The 13,570-nt window shown below is 67.3% G+C and carries 14 protein-coding genes and 1 tRNA gene; 12 read left to right on the plus strand and 3 right to left on the minus strand.

Going from position 1 to position 13,570, the window contains the following annotated elements; genetic code table 11:
• The first annotated feature begins 417 nt into the window (after window positions 1-417).
• Window positions 418-1,401 (plus strand): MoxR family ATPase, encoded by a 984-nt coding sequence (locus LLH23_15535; protein MCE5239878.1) that lies wholly within the window; start codon window positions 418-420, stop codon window positions 1,399-1,401.
• A gap of 89 nt (window positions 1,402-1,490) precedes the next feature.
• On the opposite strand, the gene rpsR is transcribed toward LLH23_15535, so the two are convergent.
• Entirely contained in the window at window positions 1,491-1,748 is a 258-nt protein-coding gene (rpsR, locus tag LLH23_15540; protein MCE5239879.1) for a 30S ribosomal protein S18, read from the minus strand.
• 110 nt (window positions 1,749-1,858) lie between these two features.
• On the opposite strand from rpsR, the gene LLH23_15545 reads away from it, so the two are divergent.
• The 11 genes from LLH23_15545 (at window position 1,859) to ftsH (ending at window position 12,164) form a co-directional block, all read left to right on the plus strand.
• Window positions 1,859-2,248 carry a RidA family protein gene (locus LLH23_15545; GenBank protein ID MCE5239880.1) on the plus strand — a complete coding sequence of 130 codons (390 nt, stop codon included), beginning with the start codon at window positions 1,859-1,861 and terminating at the stop codon, window positions 2,246-2,248.
• 92 nt (window positions 2,249-2,340) lie between these two features.
• Complete coding sequence (locus tag LLH23_15550; GenBank protein MCE5239881.1) at window positions 2,341-3,498, plus strand: DegT/DnrJ/EryC1/StrS family aminotransferase; 1,158 nt, start codon at window positions 2,341-2,343, stop codon at window positions 3,496-3,498.
• A gap of 237 nt (window positions 3,499-3,735) precedes the next feature.
• Window positions 3,736-3,918, plus strand: coding sequence for a hypothetical protein (locus tag LLH23_15555; protein ID MCE5239882.1), 183 nt, complete (start codon window positions 3,736-3,738; stop codon window positions 3,916-3,918).
• Window positions 3,919-3,932: 14 nt separating this feature from the next.
• Window positions 3,933-4,009 (plus strand) — tRNA-Met (locus LLH23_15560).
• Window positions 4,010-4,090: 81 nt separating this feature from the next.
• A complete protein-coding gene (locus LLH23_15565) occupies window positions 4,091-4,546 on the plus strand; it encodes a biotin carboxyl carrier domain-containing protein (GenBank protein ID MCE5239883.1) in 456 nt (151 codons plus the stop codon).
• 114 nt (window positions 4,547-4,660) lie between these two features.
• Window positions 4,661-5,950 carry a homoserine dehydrogenase gene (locus tag LLH23_15570; GenBank protein ID MCE5239884.1) on the plus strand — a complete coding sequence of 430 codons (1,290 nt, stop codon included), beginning with the start codon at window positions 4,661-4,663 and terminating at the stop codon, window positions 5,948-5,950.
• A 79-nt stretch (window positions 5,951-6,029) separates the two neighbouring features.
• A complete protein-coding gene (gene thrC / locus LLH23_15575) occupies window positions 6,030-7,103 on the plus strand; it encodes a threonine synthase (GenBank protein MCE5239885.1) in 1,074 nt (357 codons plus the stop codon).
• 9 nt (window positions 7,104-7,112) lie between these two features.
• The gene (locus LLH23_15580) at window positions 7,113-7,823 is read left to right on the plus strand and encodes a GNAT family N-acetyltransferase (protein ID MCE5239886.1); all 711 of its coding nucleotides are present in this window, start codon (window positions 7,113-7,115) and stop codon (window positions 7,821-7,823) included.
• 18 nt (window positions 7,824-7,841) lie between these two features.
• Entirely contained in the window at window positions 7,842-8,747 is a 906-nt protein-coding gene (locus LLH23_15585) for a phosphoribosylaminoimidazolesuccinocarboxamide synthase (GenBank protein ID MCE5239887.1), read from the plus strand.
• Between the two features lie 77 nt (window positions 8,748-8,824).
• A complete protein-coding gene (tilS, locus tag LLH23_15590; protein MCE5239888.1) occupies window positions 8,825-10,201 on the plus strand; it encodes a tRNA lysidine(34) synthetase TilS in 1,377 nt (458 codons plus the stop codon).
• A gap of 31 nt (window positions 10,202-10,232) precedes the next feature.
• Window positions 10,233-12,164, plus strand: a complete 1,932-nt coding sequence (gene ftsH, locus LLH23_15595) for an ATP-dependent zinc metalloprotease FtsH (protein MCE5239889.1) — start codon at window positions 10,233-10,235, stop codon at window positions 12,162-12,164.
• Window positions 12,165-12,378: 214 nt separating this feature from the next.
• Here the strand turns inward: ftsH and LLH23_15600 are convergent, their stop codons facing one another.
• Entirely contained in the window at window positions 12,379-13,152 is a 774-nt protein-coding gene (locus tag LLH23_15600; protein ID MCE5239890.1) for a sugar phosphate isomerase/epimerase, read from the minus strand.
• An 84-nt stretch (window positions 13,153-13,236) separates the two neighbouring features.
• On the minus strand, window positions 13,237-13,506 hold the full coding sequence (locus LLH23_15605; protein ID MCE5239891.1) for a prealbumin-like fold domain-containing protein: 270 nt from the start codon (window positions 13,504-13,506) through the stop codon (window positions 13,237-13,239).
• Window positions 13,507-13,570: the final 64 nt, after the last annotated feature.

The raw sequence follows: 13,570 nt of genomic DNA on the forward strand, positions 1-13,570 counted from the left end.
GTTGTGCCTGGTAGTATGCGCCAACGGGAGTGACGCCCCCCAAACAGCGCATGGTGACCCCCAACAGGACCACACCGCACAACCCGATGACAAGAGGAGCGGACCGCTTCATATCCATGTTAGACCTCGGAATGCGACAAGGGTTTCCTCTTCGTGCGGTGCATGATAGGGGAGCACAATCGCAGGAGTCAACGCAAGCGGCTCAAAATGCCCTCAAGCCCCTATTTCGGGGACACCATACTTAATTCGACGTCGACAGTGCCGGACGACAGGCCACGCGGGGCGGAATTAAGTATGGTGTCCCCGAAATAGCGGATGGTGTCCCCGAAATAGCGGTGGGTTGACGGTGCAGGGGGGCAGTGCTACGATAGCCGCGTGACGACCCCGCCCCCTCCGGATGCCCCGAGTCCCGCTCCGATGGATGACCTGGCCGCAGCGCGCCGTCTCGCCGAAGCCCAACGCCTGCTGACTGCGGAGATCGGCAAGGTGATCGTGGGCCAGCAGGAGGTCATCCACGAACTGCTGATCGCGCTGTTCGGGCGGGGGCACTGCCTGTTCGTCGGGGTGCCGGGGCTGGGCAAGACGCTCCTGGTGCGCACACTGGCTCGGGCGCTGGACCTGGCCTTTTCCCGTATCCAGTTCACCCCGGACCTGATGCCCGCCGACATCATCGGCACGGACATCATCCAGGAGAACCCCACGACGGGCCGGCGGGAGTACGTCTTCCTGCGCGGGCCCATCTTCGCCAACATCATCCTCGCCGACGAGATCAACCGCACCCCGCCCAAGACCCAGAGTGCCCTGCTGCAGGCCATGCAGGAGTTGCAGGTGACGGCTGGGGGTGAGACCTATCCCCTCCCGCCGCCTCTGCTGGTCCTCGCGACCCAGAACCCGGTGGAGCAGGAGGGCACCTACCCCCTGCCCGAGGCTCAGCTCGACCGCTTCATGTTCAACGTCTTCCTTGACTACCCCTCGGCGCAGGAGGAGGAGCGCATCGTCCTGGAGACGACCTCCAACGTGCTGCCGGAGGTGTCGCCGGTCATGGCTCGGGCGGAGATCCTGCGGCTGCAGGAGGTCGTGCGCGCGGCGCCGGTGGGGCCGCACGTGGTGCAGTATGCGGTGCGGCTGGCGCGGATGACGCGGCCGGCCGATGATACGGCTCCGAGCTTCGTCAGGCAGTGGGTGCAGTGGGGCGCCGGGCCGCGCGCGCCGCAGGCGCTGGTGCTGGGGGCGAAGGTGCGGGCGCTGCTGGAGGGACGGCTGACGGCGGATACGGAGGACGTGCGGGCCCTGGCGCTGCCGGTCCTGCGGCATCGCCTCATCCCCAGCTTCGCGGCCGAAGCGGACGGGGTGACGGCCGACGAGATCGTGCGGAGGTTGCTGGACACCATCCCCCGGTAGGCGCACGAGGCTGCTCGCCGCCGGCTCAGCGCGCAAAAGCCGGGCGTCTGGGTGACGCCCGGCGTTGTCGTCTTGTTGCGCCTGGCTGGTTAGCCGGAGGTGTACGGCAGCAGCGCGATCTCGCGAGCGCGCTTGATGGCGCCCGCCAGACGGTTCTGGTGCCGGCGGCAGGTGCCGGTCTGGCGCGCCTTGCGGATGCGCTTGCGGTCGTCTATGAACTGCTCGAGCATGCGGACGTTCTTGTAGTCAATGACCCGCGCCTGCGGCTCAACGCAGAACAGACAGACCTTCTTCTTGCGGCGGCGCAGACCGCCGCGCTCACCACGGGGACCCGATTCATGTGCCACGACGTAACATCCCTTCCTGCGGACCCACGGTCCGGCGGCAACTTGAGAGTGTTAGTATAGCGACACAGCGGCCGCAGGTCAAACATTTTGGCATCCCTGCGAGGGCAGACATGCGACAGACGGTACAGTCCCCCGACGTTCCTACCCCCAAGACGGCGTACAGCCAGGCCATGCTCGCCTCCGGGAGCCGCCTGCTGTTCATCTCCGGCCAGGTGGCCGTGGACGCCGCCGGGCAACTGGTCGGCAAGGATGACTTCCGGGCGCAGGTGCACCAGGTGTTCCGCAACCTGCAGGCCAACCTGGAGGCGGCCGGAGCGACGTGGGCGGACGTGGTCAAGCTCACCGTGCTCCTGACCGACATGGCGGACTTCCCCATCTTCAATGAGGTGCGTCAGGAGTACCTGCAGCCCCCCTTCCCCACCGCGACGACCGCCGCCGTCAGCGCCCTGGTCTCGCCGGACTGGCTCGTGGAGATCGAGGCCGTGGCGGTACTGGAGTAGCCCACGACAGCCTTCGCGCTGGCCGGGGCAGGTGGCGCTCTTCTTCGCGCGGAAGGCGCAGGCTGACGTCAGCAACAGGGGAGGTGAGCCTGGTGGCAGGCTACCACTACTTCGATGACGAGGATCTCCAGGCCGTCAGAGCCGTGCTGGACAAGGGCAACCTGTGCTCCATCGGCACCGGCACGCAGTCCGAGCTGTTTGAGCAGGAGTTCGCGGCCGAGTTCGGCTCGCCCTATGGACTGACCGTGGTCAACGCCATGGCCGGGCTCCATGTGGCAGTGGGGGCCTCCGGCGCCGGGGCGGGGAGCGAGGTGATCTGCGATCCGCTGGTCGTCTTCGGCGCTTTGGCGGTGATGTACCATAATGCGGTGCCGATCTTCGCCGACATTGACGTGGACACCCAGCTGATGGACCCGGTGGCCTTTGAGGCCGCCATCACGGACCGCACCAAGGCCGTCATCGTCACCCACTGGGCCGGGCTGATGGCCGACCTGGACCCGATCCGGCAGATCGCCGCCAGGCATGGCATCCTGGTCATCGAGGACTGCTCGCACGCCATCTACGCCAAGTACCAGGGACAGTATGCCGGGACGGTGGGGGATGTGGGGGTCTTCTCGTTCCAGCAGTCCAAGCAGATGGCCCTCGGCGACGGCGGGATGACGATCATGCGCGACCCCGACGTACGGCGGCACATGTATGACATGACCACCTTCGGCACCTGCCCCAAGCTGCTGTCATGGAACTACCGGATGAATGAGGTCGTGGCGGCCATCGGCCGGGTGCAGCTCAGACGCGCTCGCAGCTACGTGGACATCTGCATCGAGAACGCCGGGCTGCTCACCGAGGCGGTCGCGGGCTACGAGGCCATCGTCAAGCCGCAGGTGAACCCCGACCCGGCGCAGTATGAGCATACCTACCACATCTGGGCGGCGCGCTTCGAGGGCGACAAGGTGGGCGTTGACTACGGGGCCTTCAAGCAGGCCTGCGCCGACCAGGGAGTGCCCATCGGCTTCGGCTACATCGGCGCCCCGGCCTACAAGCAGGACACCATTCGCGACCAGATCGGCTACGGGCGGGACTGCCCGCGCGGCTGCCCGCTGGCCGAGCGCCACCCCGACTACACCCAGGACCTGTGCCCGAACGCCGAGTACCTGATGCCCCGGATCATGCTCAGCGGCACCGGCGGGGACCGGGCCAACTACGTGCGGACGGCGGAGAAGCTGCGGGGCGTGCTTGAGTCGTTTGGCTAACCACGTTATACTCTTCTCCAAGGAGGCCATGCCATGTGCCTGAAGGGGAAGAAGACGGCCGCGGACAAGCCAGGCAACTACCGGTGCACCAAGTGCGGGGCGATCGCCAAGAAGAAGAAGGAGCTGTGCGAGCCCAATAAGATCAAGTAGTCCTGCTCCTGCTGCCGTCTGGTGAAAAGTCTTTGACTTCACCCTCCTGTGTTGGTATACTCCCTGCCTCTGGAGGAGATCGAAGTCATGGCCAAAATCGACTACGAGCGCCTGCGGCGGTTCGACCGTGAATCGCTGGGTGAGCTCGACGAGATGATCAAGCGCAACATTCGGCGCGAGGCCGAGCAGAAGGCGCGCGAACTGGAAGAGAAACTCGCGAAGAAGAAGAAGAAGAAGAAGCGCCGGATGCAGCAGCAGTCCAACCAGTAATGGCGTGAATGTATGGCGGGGTAGCTCAGTTGGTTAGAGCACGCGGTTCATACCCGCGTTGTCGGTGGTTCAAGTCCACTCCCCGCTACCATACTCTTTCGTCAGCCACAGCAACGACGGGACTTGCCGCCCGTCGTTTGTGGCATGTACGGGTCGCTCAGCCCAAACGCCCATGGAACAGATCACCAACGACGACTTGATGTGGCTGATGCAGGTGCTGCAGGCCGAGCCGCTGGCGGAGATTGAGGTCGCCGTCGGCGACGACCGGGTGGTGCTCAAGGCCACTGCCGGCGGCCCGGCGACCGCGGCCCCGGCAGCGGCCGGCGCCGCATCGGCGGCTGCGTCAGCCCCGGTCGCGCCGCAGATCCCCGAAGGGACCGAGCCGCTGCGCTCCCCCATGGCGGGGATCTTCTACCGGAGGCCCTCGCCCGACAAGCCGCCGTACGCGGAGCCGGGCGACGAGGTGCAGGTCGGCGACACCATCGGCCTGATCGAGGCCATGAAGCTGTTCAACGAGGTCACGAGCCACCTGCACGGTCGGGTCGTCAAGTTCCTCCCCGACAACGGAGCGCACGTGGAGGCTGACGAGCCCCTCGTGCTCATCGAGCCGTTCCATTTCCGGGATTAGGGACGAACAGGATCGGAGGTTCGGGGGTCGCGAAGGCCAGGCCCCGTCGCGTCGTCGTTCTACCCCTGAAGGTCCCATCCCCAGTCCCTCATCCCCCGCCCTGCGGAGGACGCCATGCCAGACAGCATCAAGGTCGGTATCATCGGGTTCGGCATCGTCGGCGCCGGGACGTACCGCGCGCTGACCCGCAACGCCGACAGCATCACGCGCCGCGCCGGCGCCCCGGTCGTGGTCACCAAGATCGCGGACGTGGACTGGACGCGCGAGCGCGACATCGCTGTGCCCGAAGAGATCCGCACTACCGATGCCATGGCCCTCGTCAGCGACCCCGACATTGACATCGTCGTGGAGACCATCGGCGGCGTCAAGCCGGCCCTGGACTTCGTGCTGGCCGCCATCGCCCACGGCAAGAGCGTCGTCACCTCCAACAAGGAACTCATCGCCCGCCACGGGCATGAGATCCTGGCGCGGGCCGAGGAGCAGGGCGTGGACGTGGAGTTCGAGGGCGCCGTCGGCGGCGTCATCCCCATCATCCGCTCGCTCAAGGAGAGCCTCGAGGCCGACCGTGTCGTGGAGATCATGGGGATCGTCAACGGCACGACCAACTACATCCTGACCCGCATGAGCCAGGAAGGGCTGGACTTCGGGACGGCGCTGGCCGAGGCCCAGGCACTGGGGTATGCCGAGGCCGACCCGACCAACGACGTCGAAGGCTACGACGCGCGCTACAAGATCGCCATTCTGGCAGCCAGCGCCTTCGGGCTGAACGTGCAACTCGACGACATCTACGCCGAGGGCATCACCCAGGTCACGCCCCACGACATCGCCTACGCCAAGACGATGGGCTATGTCATCAAGCTCCTGGCCATCGCCCGGCGGGGCGACGGTGACCGCATCGAGGCGCGCGTCCACCCGGTCATGCTGCGCGACAGCCACCCACTGGCGGCCGTGAACGGCGTCTTCAACGCCATCTTCGTCCGCGGCGAGGGCTGTGACGACGTGATGCTCTACGGGCGCGGAGCGGGCGGCCACCCCACCGGCGTGGCCGTGGCCGGCGATGTGCTGGACTGCGCCCGCAACCGCCTGCACCAGGCTTCGGGCCGCGTGCTGTGCACCTGCGAAGCCCCGGCCCAGGTCATGCCGATGGCCGAAGTGCAGACCAAGAGCTACCTGCGGATGCGCGTCAAGGACCGCCCGGGCGTGCTCGGCTCCATCGCCACGATTTTCGGCACCGAGGGTGTCAGCATCGCCTCGGTGCACCAGTCGGCCACGGACGGGCAAGTCGCCGAGATCGTGTGGGTGACCCACAAGAACCCCGAGAGCCAGTTGCAGTCCGCCCTCGGCGCGATCAGTCGCCTGGCCATTGTGGAGGAGATCCCGGCGACGCTGCGAGTGGAGGACTGAGGGGCGGGAATCGGGATTCGGGCTTCGGGAGATGCTCGGCCCGTCCATGCCGCCGCAGCGGTACAAAGGTTGAACGATCATGACACCAGTATGCCGTCGCTGGCCCGGCCTCATTGAGGCCTACAAGGACTTCCTGCCCGTCACGGACGCGACGCCGCGCATCACGCTGCTCGAGGGCAACACGCCGCTGATCGAGAGCAAGCACCTGGCGCCGCAGTGGGCTCCGAACCTGCGGGTGTTCTTCAAGTATGAGGGTCTCAACCCGACCGGCTCCTTCAAAGACCGTGGGATGACCATGGCGATCTCGAAGGCCGCCGAGCGGGGCGTGAAGGCCACGCTGTGCGCGTCCACCGGCAACACGTCGGCCTCGGCGGCAGCGTACTCGACCCGCGCAGGCATGATGTCCATCGTGCTGATCCCCGAGGGCAAGATTGCGCTGGGCAAGCTGGCCCAGGCGCTGGCGTTCGGGGCGCGCACGCTGCAGGTCGCCGGGAACTTCGACGACTGCCTGGGCATCGTCCGCGAGATCACCGACAACTACCCCATCGAGCTGCTCAACTCGCTCAACCCCATGCGCATGGAGGGCCAGAAGACCGGCGCCTTCGAGATCTGCGATGTCCTGGGCGGGCCGCCGGACTTTCACGTGCTGCCCGTGGGCAACGCCGGGAACATCACGGCCTACTGGTGGGGCTACCTGGCCTACAAGGAAGCGGGCGTCATTGACCGCCTGCCGCGCATGTGCGGCTTCCAGGCCGCGGGGGCGGCCCCGCTCGTGCATGGCGCCCCGGTCGCGAAGCCGGAGACGGTCGCGACCGCCATCCGCATCGGCAACCCGGCGCGGTGGCATGACGCCATGGCCGCGGTGAACGACAGCGGCGGGCTGGTGGACCTCGTGACCGATGAGGAGATACTGACGGCGTACTCCGAGTTGGCCTCGCAGGAGGGCATCTTCTGCGAGCCGGCGTCGGCGGCGTCGGTGGCGGGGCTGAAGAGGCTCATCGCCAGCGGCTTCTTCGGTCAGGAGAAGGCGACGGTGGTTTGCGTCCTGACCGGCCACGGCCTCAAGGACCCGGACAACGCGATCAAGATCGCGGCGCAGCCCGAGCAGGTGCCGGCGGATACGCAGCAGGTGGTGGACTTGCTGGGGCTGTAGGAGACCGTCATGGTTGCCTATCGGCTCATGGACGAGAGCTGTCCCGTGCACACTTGCCTGCATGGTGCGCCCATCCAGTTGGCCGACTGCCGGCCGGGCGCAGAGGCGTACGTTGAGACGATCGGCTCGCTCCCGGCGGGTTCTGTGGCAGGTGCACTGGTGGCCCTGGCCCAGCGATACGGCGCGAGCGGCACGATGGCCCTTGACGCAGGTCGCGTAGTGGGCAAGATCCGGTTCTGGCCCGAGGCACTCGAGAAGCAGCTTGGGGGGCTGTGTGTGCAGCAGGAGGAGCACATCCGTCCTCTCATCGAGGCGGCGGAGACGCTTCCGCCGCGGGTAGAGGCTCCTGTTCTGCGCCTGAACTGCGTGCAAGTCGCCGCTGACCATCGTCGGCAGGGAATCGCTGGCAAGATGTTGGATGCTGCCCTCGAGTGGGCGCGCCGCACTGGCTGGCACGAGGTGCGCGCCATGGCGGTTTGCCACATCCCGCCCCTGCTTGACTGGTGTGGCCAGCTGAGTCGGCTGGCGCTCGAACGTCGCGGCTTCCAGACCATCAGCCAAGCAGTCCACCCCCAGTTGCGCGAGGGGGTCGTTGCACAGCGGGCCGGCGCCCATGGCGCGGAGGTGCAGACCCAATGGGCGGACGACTTCGCGGACGTGTCCGACGACCAGGCGGGCACGATGTACGAGTTGGCGCTGCCGTTGCGAAGCGGGAACTGACCCTTGCGGAGGGAACGCATGTCTGACCGACCCCAACAGGCTGTCCTGGAGACCGATCTGCCCGGCGCGATCAGCCGCCGGCAGGGCAAGGTCCGGGACATCTATGAGTACCCCGACGGGATGCTGCTCGTCGCCAGCGACCGCATCTCCGCCTTCGATGTCATCATGGCGAACGGCATCCCCGGCAAGGGCAAGGTGCTGACCCAGCTCTCCGTGTTCTGGTTTGCCCAGACCGAGAGCATCATCCCCAACCACCTGCTCAGCCACCGCGTGAAGGACTTCCCGGCCGCGGTGCAGGACCAGGGCTACATCCTGGCCGACCGCAGCATGTGGTGCCGCAAGGCCCAGGTCGTGCCGATTGAGTGCGTGGTGCGGGGCTATCTGGCCGGCTCGGGGTGGAAGTCGTACCAGAAGAGCGGCCTGGTGGGCGAGCATAAGCTGGGGCCGGGCCTGGTCGAGTCGGCCAGGCTGCCGGAGCCGCTGTTCACCCCCACCACCAAGGAAGAGAGCGGGCATGACATGCCCGTGGATATGCAGGGCGTGCGCGACCGGGTGGGGACGGAACTGGCCGAGCGGCTGCGTGACGTCTCGCTGCAAGTGTTCACCGCCGCGTCGGACCTCGCCGCCTCGCGCGGCTTCCTGCTTTGTGACACGAAGTTCGAGTTCGGGATCGCTGACGGTGAGCTGATCCTCGTGGACGAGCTGCTGACGCCGGACTCGTCGCGCTACTGGGACGCCGGCAAGTACGAGCCGGGGCGCGCCCAGGAGGCCTTCGACAAGCAGTACGTGCGCGATTACCTGGAGACCCTCGACTGGAACAAGGAGCCCCCCGGCCCGGAACTGCCTGGCGAGGTCGTCGGCGAGACCCGACGCATCTACCAGGAGGCATACCGGCGCCTCACGGGGCTGGAGCCGCCGGGGTAGTCGGAGCGCGGCTCTCCATTGCCGCACCCCGGGAAAGCGGCTCTGGAGAGCCGCGCTCCCACGGGCCGCAGGCCATCATGCCGATCCGCGACAAGCTGCTGCAGGCCGTTGCACGCTACGACCTTCTCGACCCCCACGATCGTGTGCTCGTCGGCGTGTCCGGGGGCCAAGACTCCCTGGCCCTGCTGCTGCTCCTGCACGAGTTGGCTCCGGACCTGCAGATCGAGCTGGTCGTCGCCCACCTGCACCATGGCCTGCGGGGCGAGGCAGCGGACGCCGACCAGCAGTACGTGGGAGATCTGGCGGCGCGTCTGGGCCTGCCCTTTGCGACCGACCGGACGGACGTCGCGGCGTTGGCCGAGGGTGAGAAGATCGGGATCGAGGAGGCCGGGCGACGGGCCCGCTACCGCTTCTTTGACCGTGCCGCCGATGGGCACGGCTGCCACAAGATCGCGCTGGCCCACACGGCCACCGACCGCGCCGAGACGCTGCTGATGCACCTGTTCCGCGGCGCGGGGCTGCAGGGCCTGCGCGCCATTCCCCCCCGCCGCGGCCGCATCATTCGCCCCCTCATCCTCGTCACCCGACAGGAAACAGGGGAGTATTGCCGAATCACTAACACTGAGGTGCGGCTGGATAGCACCAATCTCGACCCAGCGCCGCTGCGGAACCGCCTGCGGGCCGATCTCCTCCCGCAACTGGAGCGGGAGTACGGCCCGGGGATCGAGGGGGCGCTGTGCCGGGCGGCTGAGCACGCCCTGGCGGAGATCGAGTGGACCGAGCCGCTGGTAGAGCAGGCGCTCGCGGGGGCACGGCAGGGCCAGGGGCTGTCCCTGGAGCGGCTGCGGGAGATGCCGCGCGGGTTGCGACACCGGGTGCTGCGGCGCTTCCTGCACGAGGCGGGACACCCGCTGGTTGACGTCGCCCAGGAACGCTGGGAAGCCCTGGAAGCGTTGGTAGAGGCGGGGGGCACCGGCCGGCGGCTGGAACTATCGCCCGGTCCGGGGGTCGAACTAGTGTACGGCGTCCTGGCGGTCGCGGAGCCGGCGGCGGAGACCGAGGCGGACGAGGGGGCAGTGCGGCTCTGTGTGCCGGGGCGGGTGGAGTTGCCGGGCGGTCGGGCGATGGTAGCGACTGTCGCGGCGGCGCCCACGGAGCATTACCCGCCAGCCGAGGCCAACTGCGCGGTGTTGGATGCCGACCGGGCGGGCGAGGTCCTGCTCGTGCGGCGTGCCCGGCCCGGAGACCGCTTCGTGCCGCTGGGCATGAGCGGCCAGAAGAAGCTGCAGGACTTCTTTGTGGACAACAAGGTGCCGTCCCGGCAGCGCCGGCCGTGGCTGGTGACGCGGGAGGACGGCGAGATCCTGTGGATCGTGGGGCACCGGCTGGCCGCGGCGGCCCGCGTTCAGGGGGGGACCAAGCGACTGTTGACGTTGAGTCTGGGCGAGCTGTAGCTGCGCCGCTCAGATAGCCCTGGAGGCAGCAATGAAGCAGAACCCGATCGTATACCTCATCGTAGCCGCGGCGATGCTCTTTGTCTTCTTGCAGATCCCCCGGATCAGCCAGCAGACCCAGAAGACGCTGCACTATGAGAACTACACGGACATGGAGCAGGACCTGCGTACCGGCGCCATCTCCAAGCTGACGCTGTACGGCACCAACAAGGCCATGGGCGACTTCCGCCCCGGGGCCAAGGACGGCAAGACCAACTTCATCGTGCAGGTGCCGGGCGACCCGCAGTACCATGCCCAGCTCAAGGCCATCAACCCCAACGTGCCGATTGCGTACTATGAGGGCACCTGGGGCGACATGGTGGGGCGGCTGGCGCTCAACGTCATCCCGTTCCTGCTCATCGCCTTCCTGTTCTATGTGTTCCTCGTGCGGCAGATGAAGGCCACCGGCGGGCAGGCGCTGTCCTTCGGGCGCAGCCACGCCAAGATGGCGGCGGACAACTTCGCCAAGGTCACCTTCAACGACGTCGCCGGCATGGAGGAAGTCAAGCAGGAGCTGCAGGAGGTCGTGGACTTCCTGCGCGACCCGGAGCGCTTCCGGGCCCTGGGCGCCAAGATCCCCCGGGGCGTGCTGCTGGTGGGCCCGCCCGGGTGTGGCAAGACCCTCCTGGCCCGCGCGGTGGCCGGTGAAGCGGGTGTGGCCTTCTTCTACATCAGCGGCTCGGACTTCGTGGAGATGTTCGTGGGCGTGGGCGCCTCGCGCGTCCGCGACCTGTTCGACCAGGCCAAGCAGCATCTGCCGGCCATTGTCTTCATTGATGAGCTGGATGCGGTGGGGCGCCTGCGCGGCGCCGGCCTCGGCGGCGGGCACGATGAGCGCGAGCAGACCCTCAACGCCCTGCTCGTGGAGATGGACGGCTTCGACCCCAATGCCGATGTCATTCTGCTGGCGGCAACCAATCGCCCCGACATCCTCGACCCGGCGCTGCTGCGGCCGGGCCGCTTTGACCGCCGCGTGGTCGTGCCTAATCCCGACGTGAAGGAGCGCGAGGCTATTCTGCAGATCTACTGCAAGAACAAGCCCCTCGCCGACGATGTGGACCTCAAGGTGCTGGCACGGCGGAGCCCGGGCTTTTCCGGGGCGGACATCGAGAACCTCGTGAACGAGGCGGCCCTGCTGGCGGCGCGGCGCAACAAGAAGATCATCACCATGCCTGAGTTCGATGAGGCCATCGAGCGCGTCATCGCCGGCCCGGAGCGCAAGAGCCGCGTCATCCGCGACACCGAGCGCCGCGTGCTGGCGTACCACGAGGCCGGACACGCCCTGGTCGGCAGCATGCTGCCAAACTTCGACGCCACCTACAAGGTCACGATCCTCCCCCGCGGCATGGCCCTGGGCTACACCATCAGCCTGCCCGAGGATGACCGCTACCTGATGACCAAGACCGAGCTGCTCAGCCGCATGACGCAGGCGCTCGGGGGGCGGGCGTCCGAGGAACTTATCATCGGCGACATCACCACCGGGGCGGCCAACGATCTGGAGCGCGTGACGCAGATCGCGCGCGAGATGGTGACCGAATACGGCATGAGCGACGAACTGGGGCCCGTCACATACGGCCGCAAGCATGGCCCGGTCTTCCTGGCCAAGGAATTCAGCGAGGAGCGCAACTACTCCGAGGACATCGCGCGTCGGATTGATGACGAGGTGCGGCGGATCGTGGACACATGCTATGCCCGCGCCCGCGAGATCATCATGGACCACCGTGAGAAGATGGAGCGGCTGGTCGAGGTGCTGCTGGACCAGGAGACGCTGGATCAGGACGAGGTGGCGGCGATCATGGCCGGCGAGGAGCTGCCGGAGAAGCCGAAGGTCACCGGCACGCCGTCGCCCAAGCCGCCGACCGAGCCGCCCGACAAGCGCCCGGGCGTGGTGACGCGCCCGGTGCGCGAGGCGCCGGGGTCGTGAACGGCGGGAAGGCGGGATGAGGGGATGAGTAGATGAGGAGACGGCGGGGTGAGCGCCGGAGGCGCGGCTCACACCAGGCGGGGGCGGCAGCCCCCGGCAGGCGGCCCCCGGCTCCTCCCTCGGGCGCTGATCTAGGGCCGCAGCATTACGCAGACGATACAGGGCCGGCTCAGTTGAGCCGGCCCTGTTTGTGTTGCTGCGGGACGAGGCCTGTCTACTGGACCGACAGCCCCATCGCCTTCATGTTGTCGAAGCTGATCTTGACACTGTCGAGGCTGTCGCCCGGGCAGACGTCCTGCTCGACGATGCAGTACTGCACGTCGTGCGCGCGGCAGGCGGCGATGATGCTCGCCCAGTCCAGGTTGCCCTCCCCCACCTCGGCGAAGAACTGCTTCATGTCCGGCGAGATGCCCATGTCCTTGAAGTGGACCAACGGCGTGCGGTCGGCCAGCTTGGTGATGTAGGCCACGGGGCTGCCGCCGCCGTGCTGCACCCAGTACACGTCCAGCTCGTTGTGCACGAAGCGCGGGTCGGAGTTCTCACACAGGATGTCGAGGCCGGTCTTGCCGTCGAATTTGGCCAGCTCGAAGCTGTGGTTGTGGTAGCAGAAGCTCATGCCGGCGGCGGCGAGCTTCTCCCCCACCTCGTTGGCCAGCTTGGCAAAGGTCGCGAAGCCCTCGCCGGAGCTGCGGTACTCGCCGGGCATGCCACCGATGCCGGGGAACTTGCAGCCCAGCGTCTCGTGGTCGGCGATGACCTGCGCGATGTCGCTCTGCATATCGGCGAAGCTGCAGTGGGTGGAGCAGGCGGTCAGACCGTTGGCGTCGAGCAGCTTCTTCATCTTGGCGACGCCGGTGACGCCCCAGCCGCAGACCTCCACGTACTTGTAGCCGATCTTGGCGACGGTCTTGAGGGTCTTGGCGACGTCCTCGGCGGTCTGCATATGGTCGCGGACCGTGTAGAGCTGAAGTGCGATGCGGCAACTCATGGTGTGTCTCTCCTTGTCATGTCCGGGCGCAACCGCACCCGCGTTTCTCCTGTGGTGGCACGAGTTCATCGCGCCTGGGTACCGTCAGGTGGCACACTTGCTGCAGACCCTTACCTCCTGTCCAGGCTGGGTCACCGTCAGCGGCGTCGGGCAGCCGCCGTTGACGAGCAGTGTGTAGCTGCCTGGCGGCAGGTTCGCTATCACATAGCCATTCGCGTCAGTGACGACCTCGAAGACCACGACGCTCCCCCTGAGGATGCTGATCCTCTGTGGCCCTGTTGCCGGCACACATTCCCCGGCGGCTGTCTCCCGGCAGATCCGGAGTGGGACCATGCCTCGGGTCTGGCTGCTCATGTGTTGCCTCCCTTGCGTCCCCCTGGATGTGGGCCGGGGCGGTGGTGGGTGGCCAGGCGCCCTG

It is taken from the genome of bacterium, from assembly GCA_021372615.1.
Lineage (GTDB): Bacteria > Armatimonadota > Zipacnadia > Zipacnadales > UBA11051 > JAJFUB01.

Bases quoted from the DNA above. Each gene is read 5' to 3' on its own strand.
- LLH23_15570 (MCE5239884.1), top strand. From the start codon at position 4,661: ATGCCAGACAGCATCAAGGTCGGTATCATCGGGTTCGGCATCGTCGGC.
- thrC (MCE5239885.1), top strand. From the start codon at position 6,030: ATGACACCAGTATGCCGTCGCTGGCCCGGCCTCATTGAGGCCTACAAG.
- LLH23_15535 (MCE5239878.1), top strand. From the start codon at position 418: ATGGATGACCTGGCCGCAGCGCGCCGTCTCGCCGAAGCCCAACGCCTG.
- ftsH (MCE5239889.1), top strand. From the start codon at position 10,233: ATGAAGCAGAACCCGATCGTATACCTCATCGTAGCCGCGGCGATGCTC.
- LLH23_15605 (MCE5239891.1), bottom strand. From the start codon at position 13,506: ATGAGCAGCCAGACCCGAGGCATGGTCCCACTCCGGATCTGCCGGGAG.
- LLH23_15585 (MCE5239887.1), top strand. From the start codon at position 7,842: ATGTCTGACCGACCCCAACAGGCTGTCCTGGAGACCGATCTGCCCGGC.
- tilS (MCE5239888.1), top strand. From the start codon at position 8,825: ATGCCGATCCGCGACAAGCTGCTGCAGGCCGTTGCACGCTACGACCTT.
- LLH23_15565 (MCE5239883.1), top strand. From the start codon at position 4,091: ATGGAACAGATCACCAACGACGACTTGATGTGGCTGATGCAGGTGCTG.
- LLH23_15600 (MCE5239890.1), bottom strand. From the start codon at position 13,152: ATGAGTTGCCGCATCGCACTTCAGCTCTACACGGTCCGCGACCATATG.
- LLH23_15555 (MCE5239882.1), top strand. From the start codon at position 3,736: ATGGCCAAAATCGACTACGAGCGCCTGCGGCGGTTCGACCGTGAATCG.
- LLH23_15545 (MCE5239880.1), top strand. From the start codon at position 1,859: ATGCGACAGACGGTACAGTCCCCCGACGTTCCTACCCCCAAGACGGCG.
- LLH23_15580 (MCE5239886.1), top strand. From the start codon at position 7,113: ATGGTTGCCTATCGGCTCATGGACGAGAGCTGTCCCGTGCACACTTGC.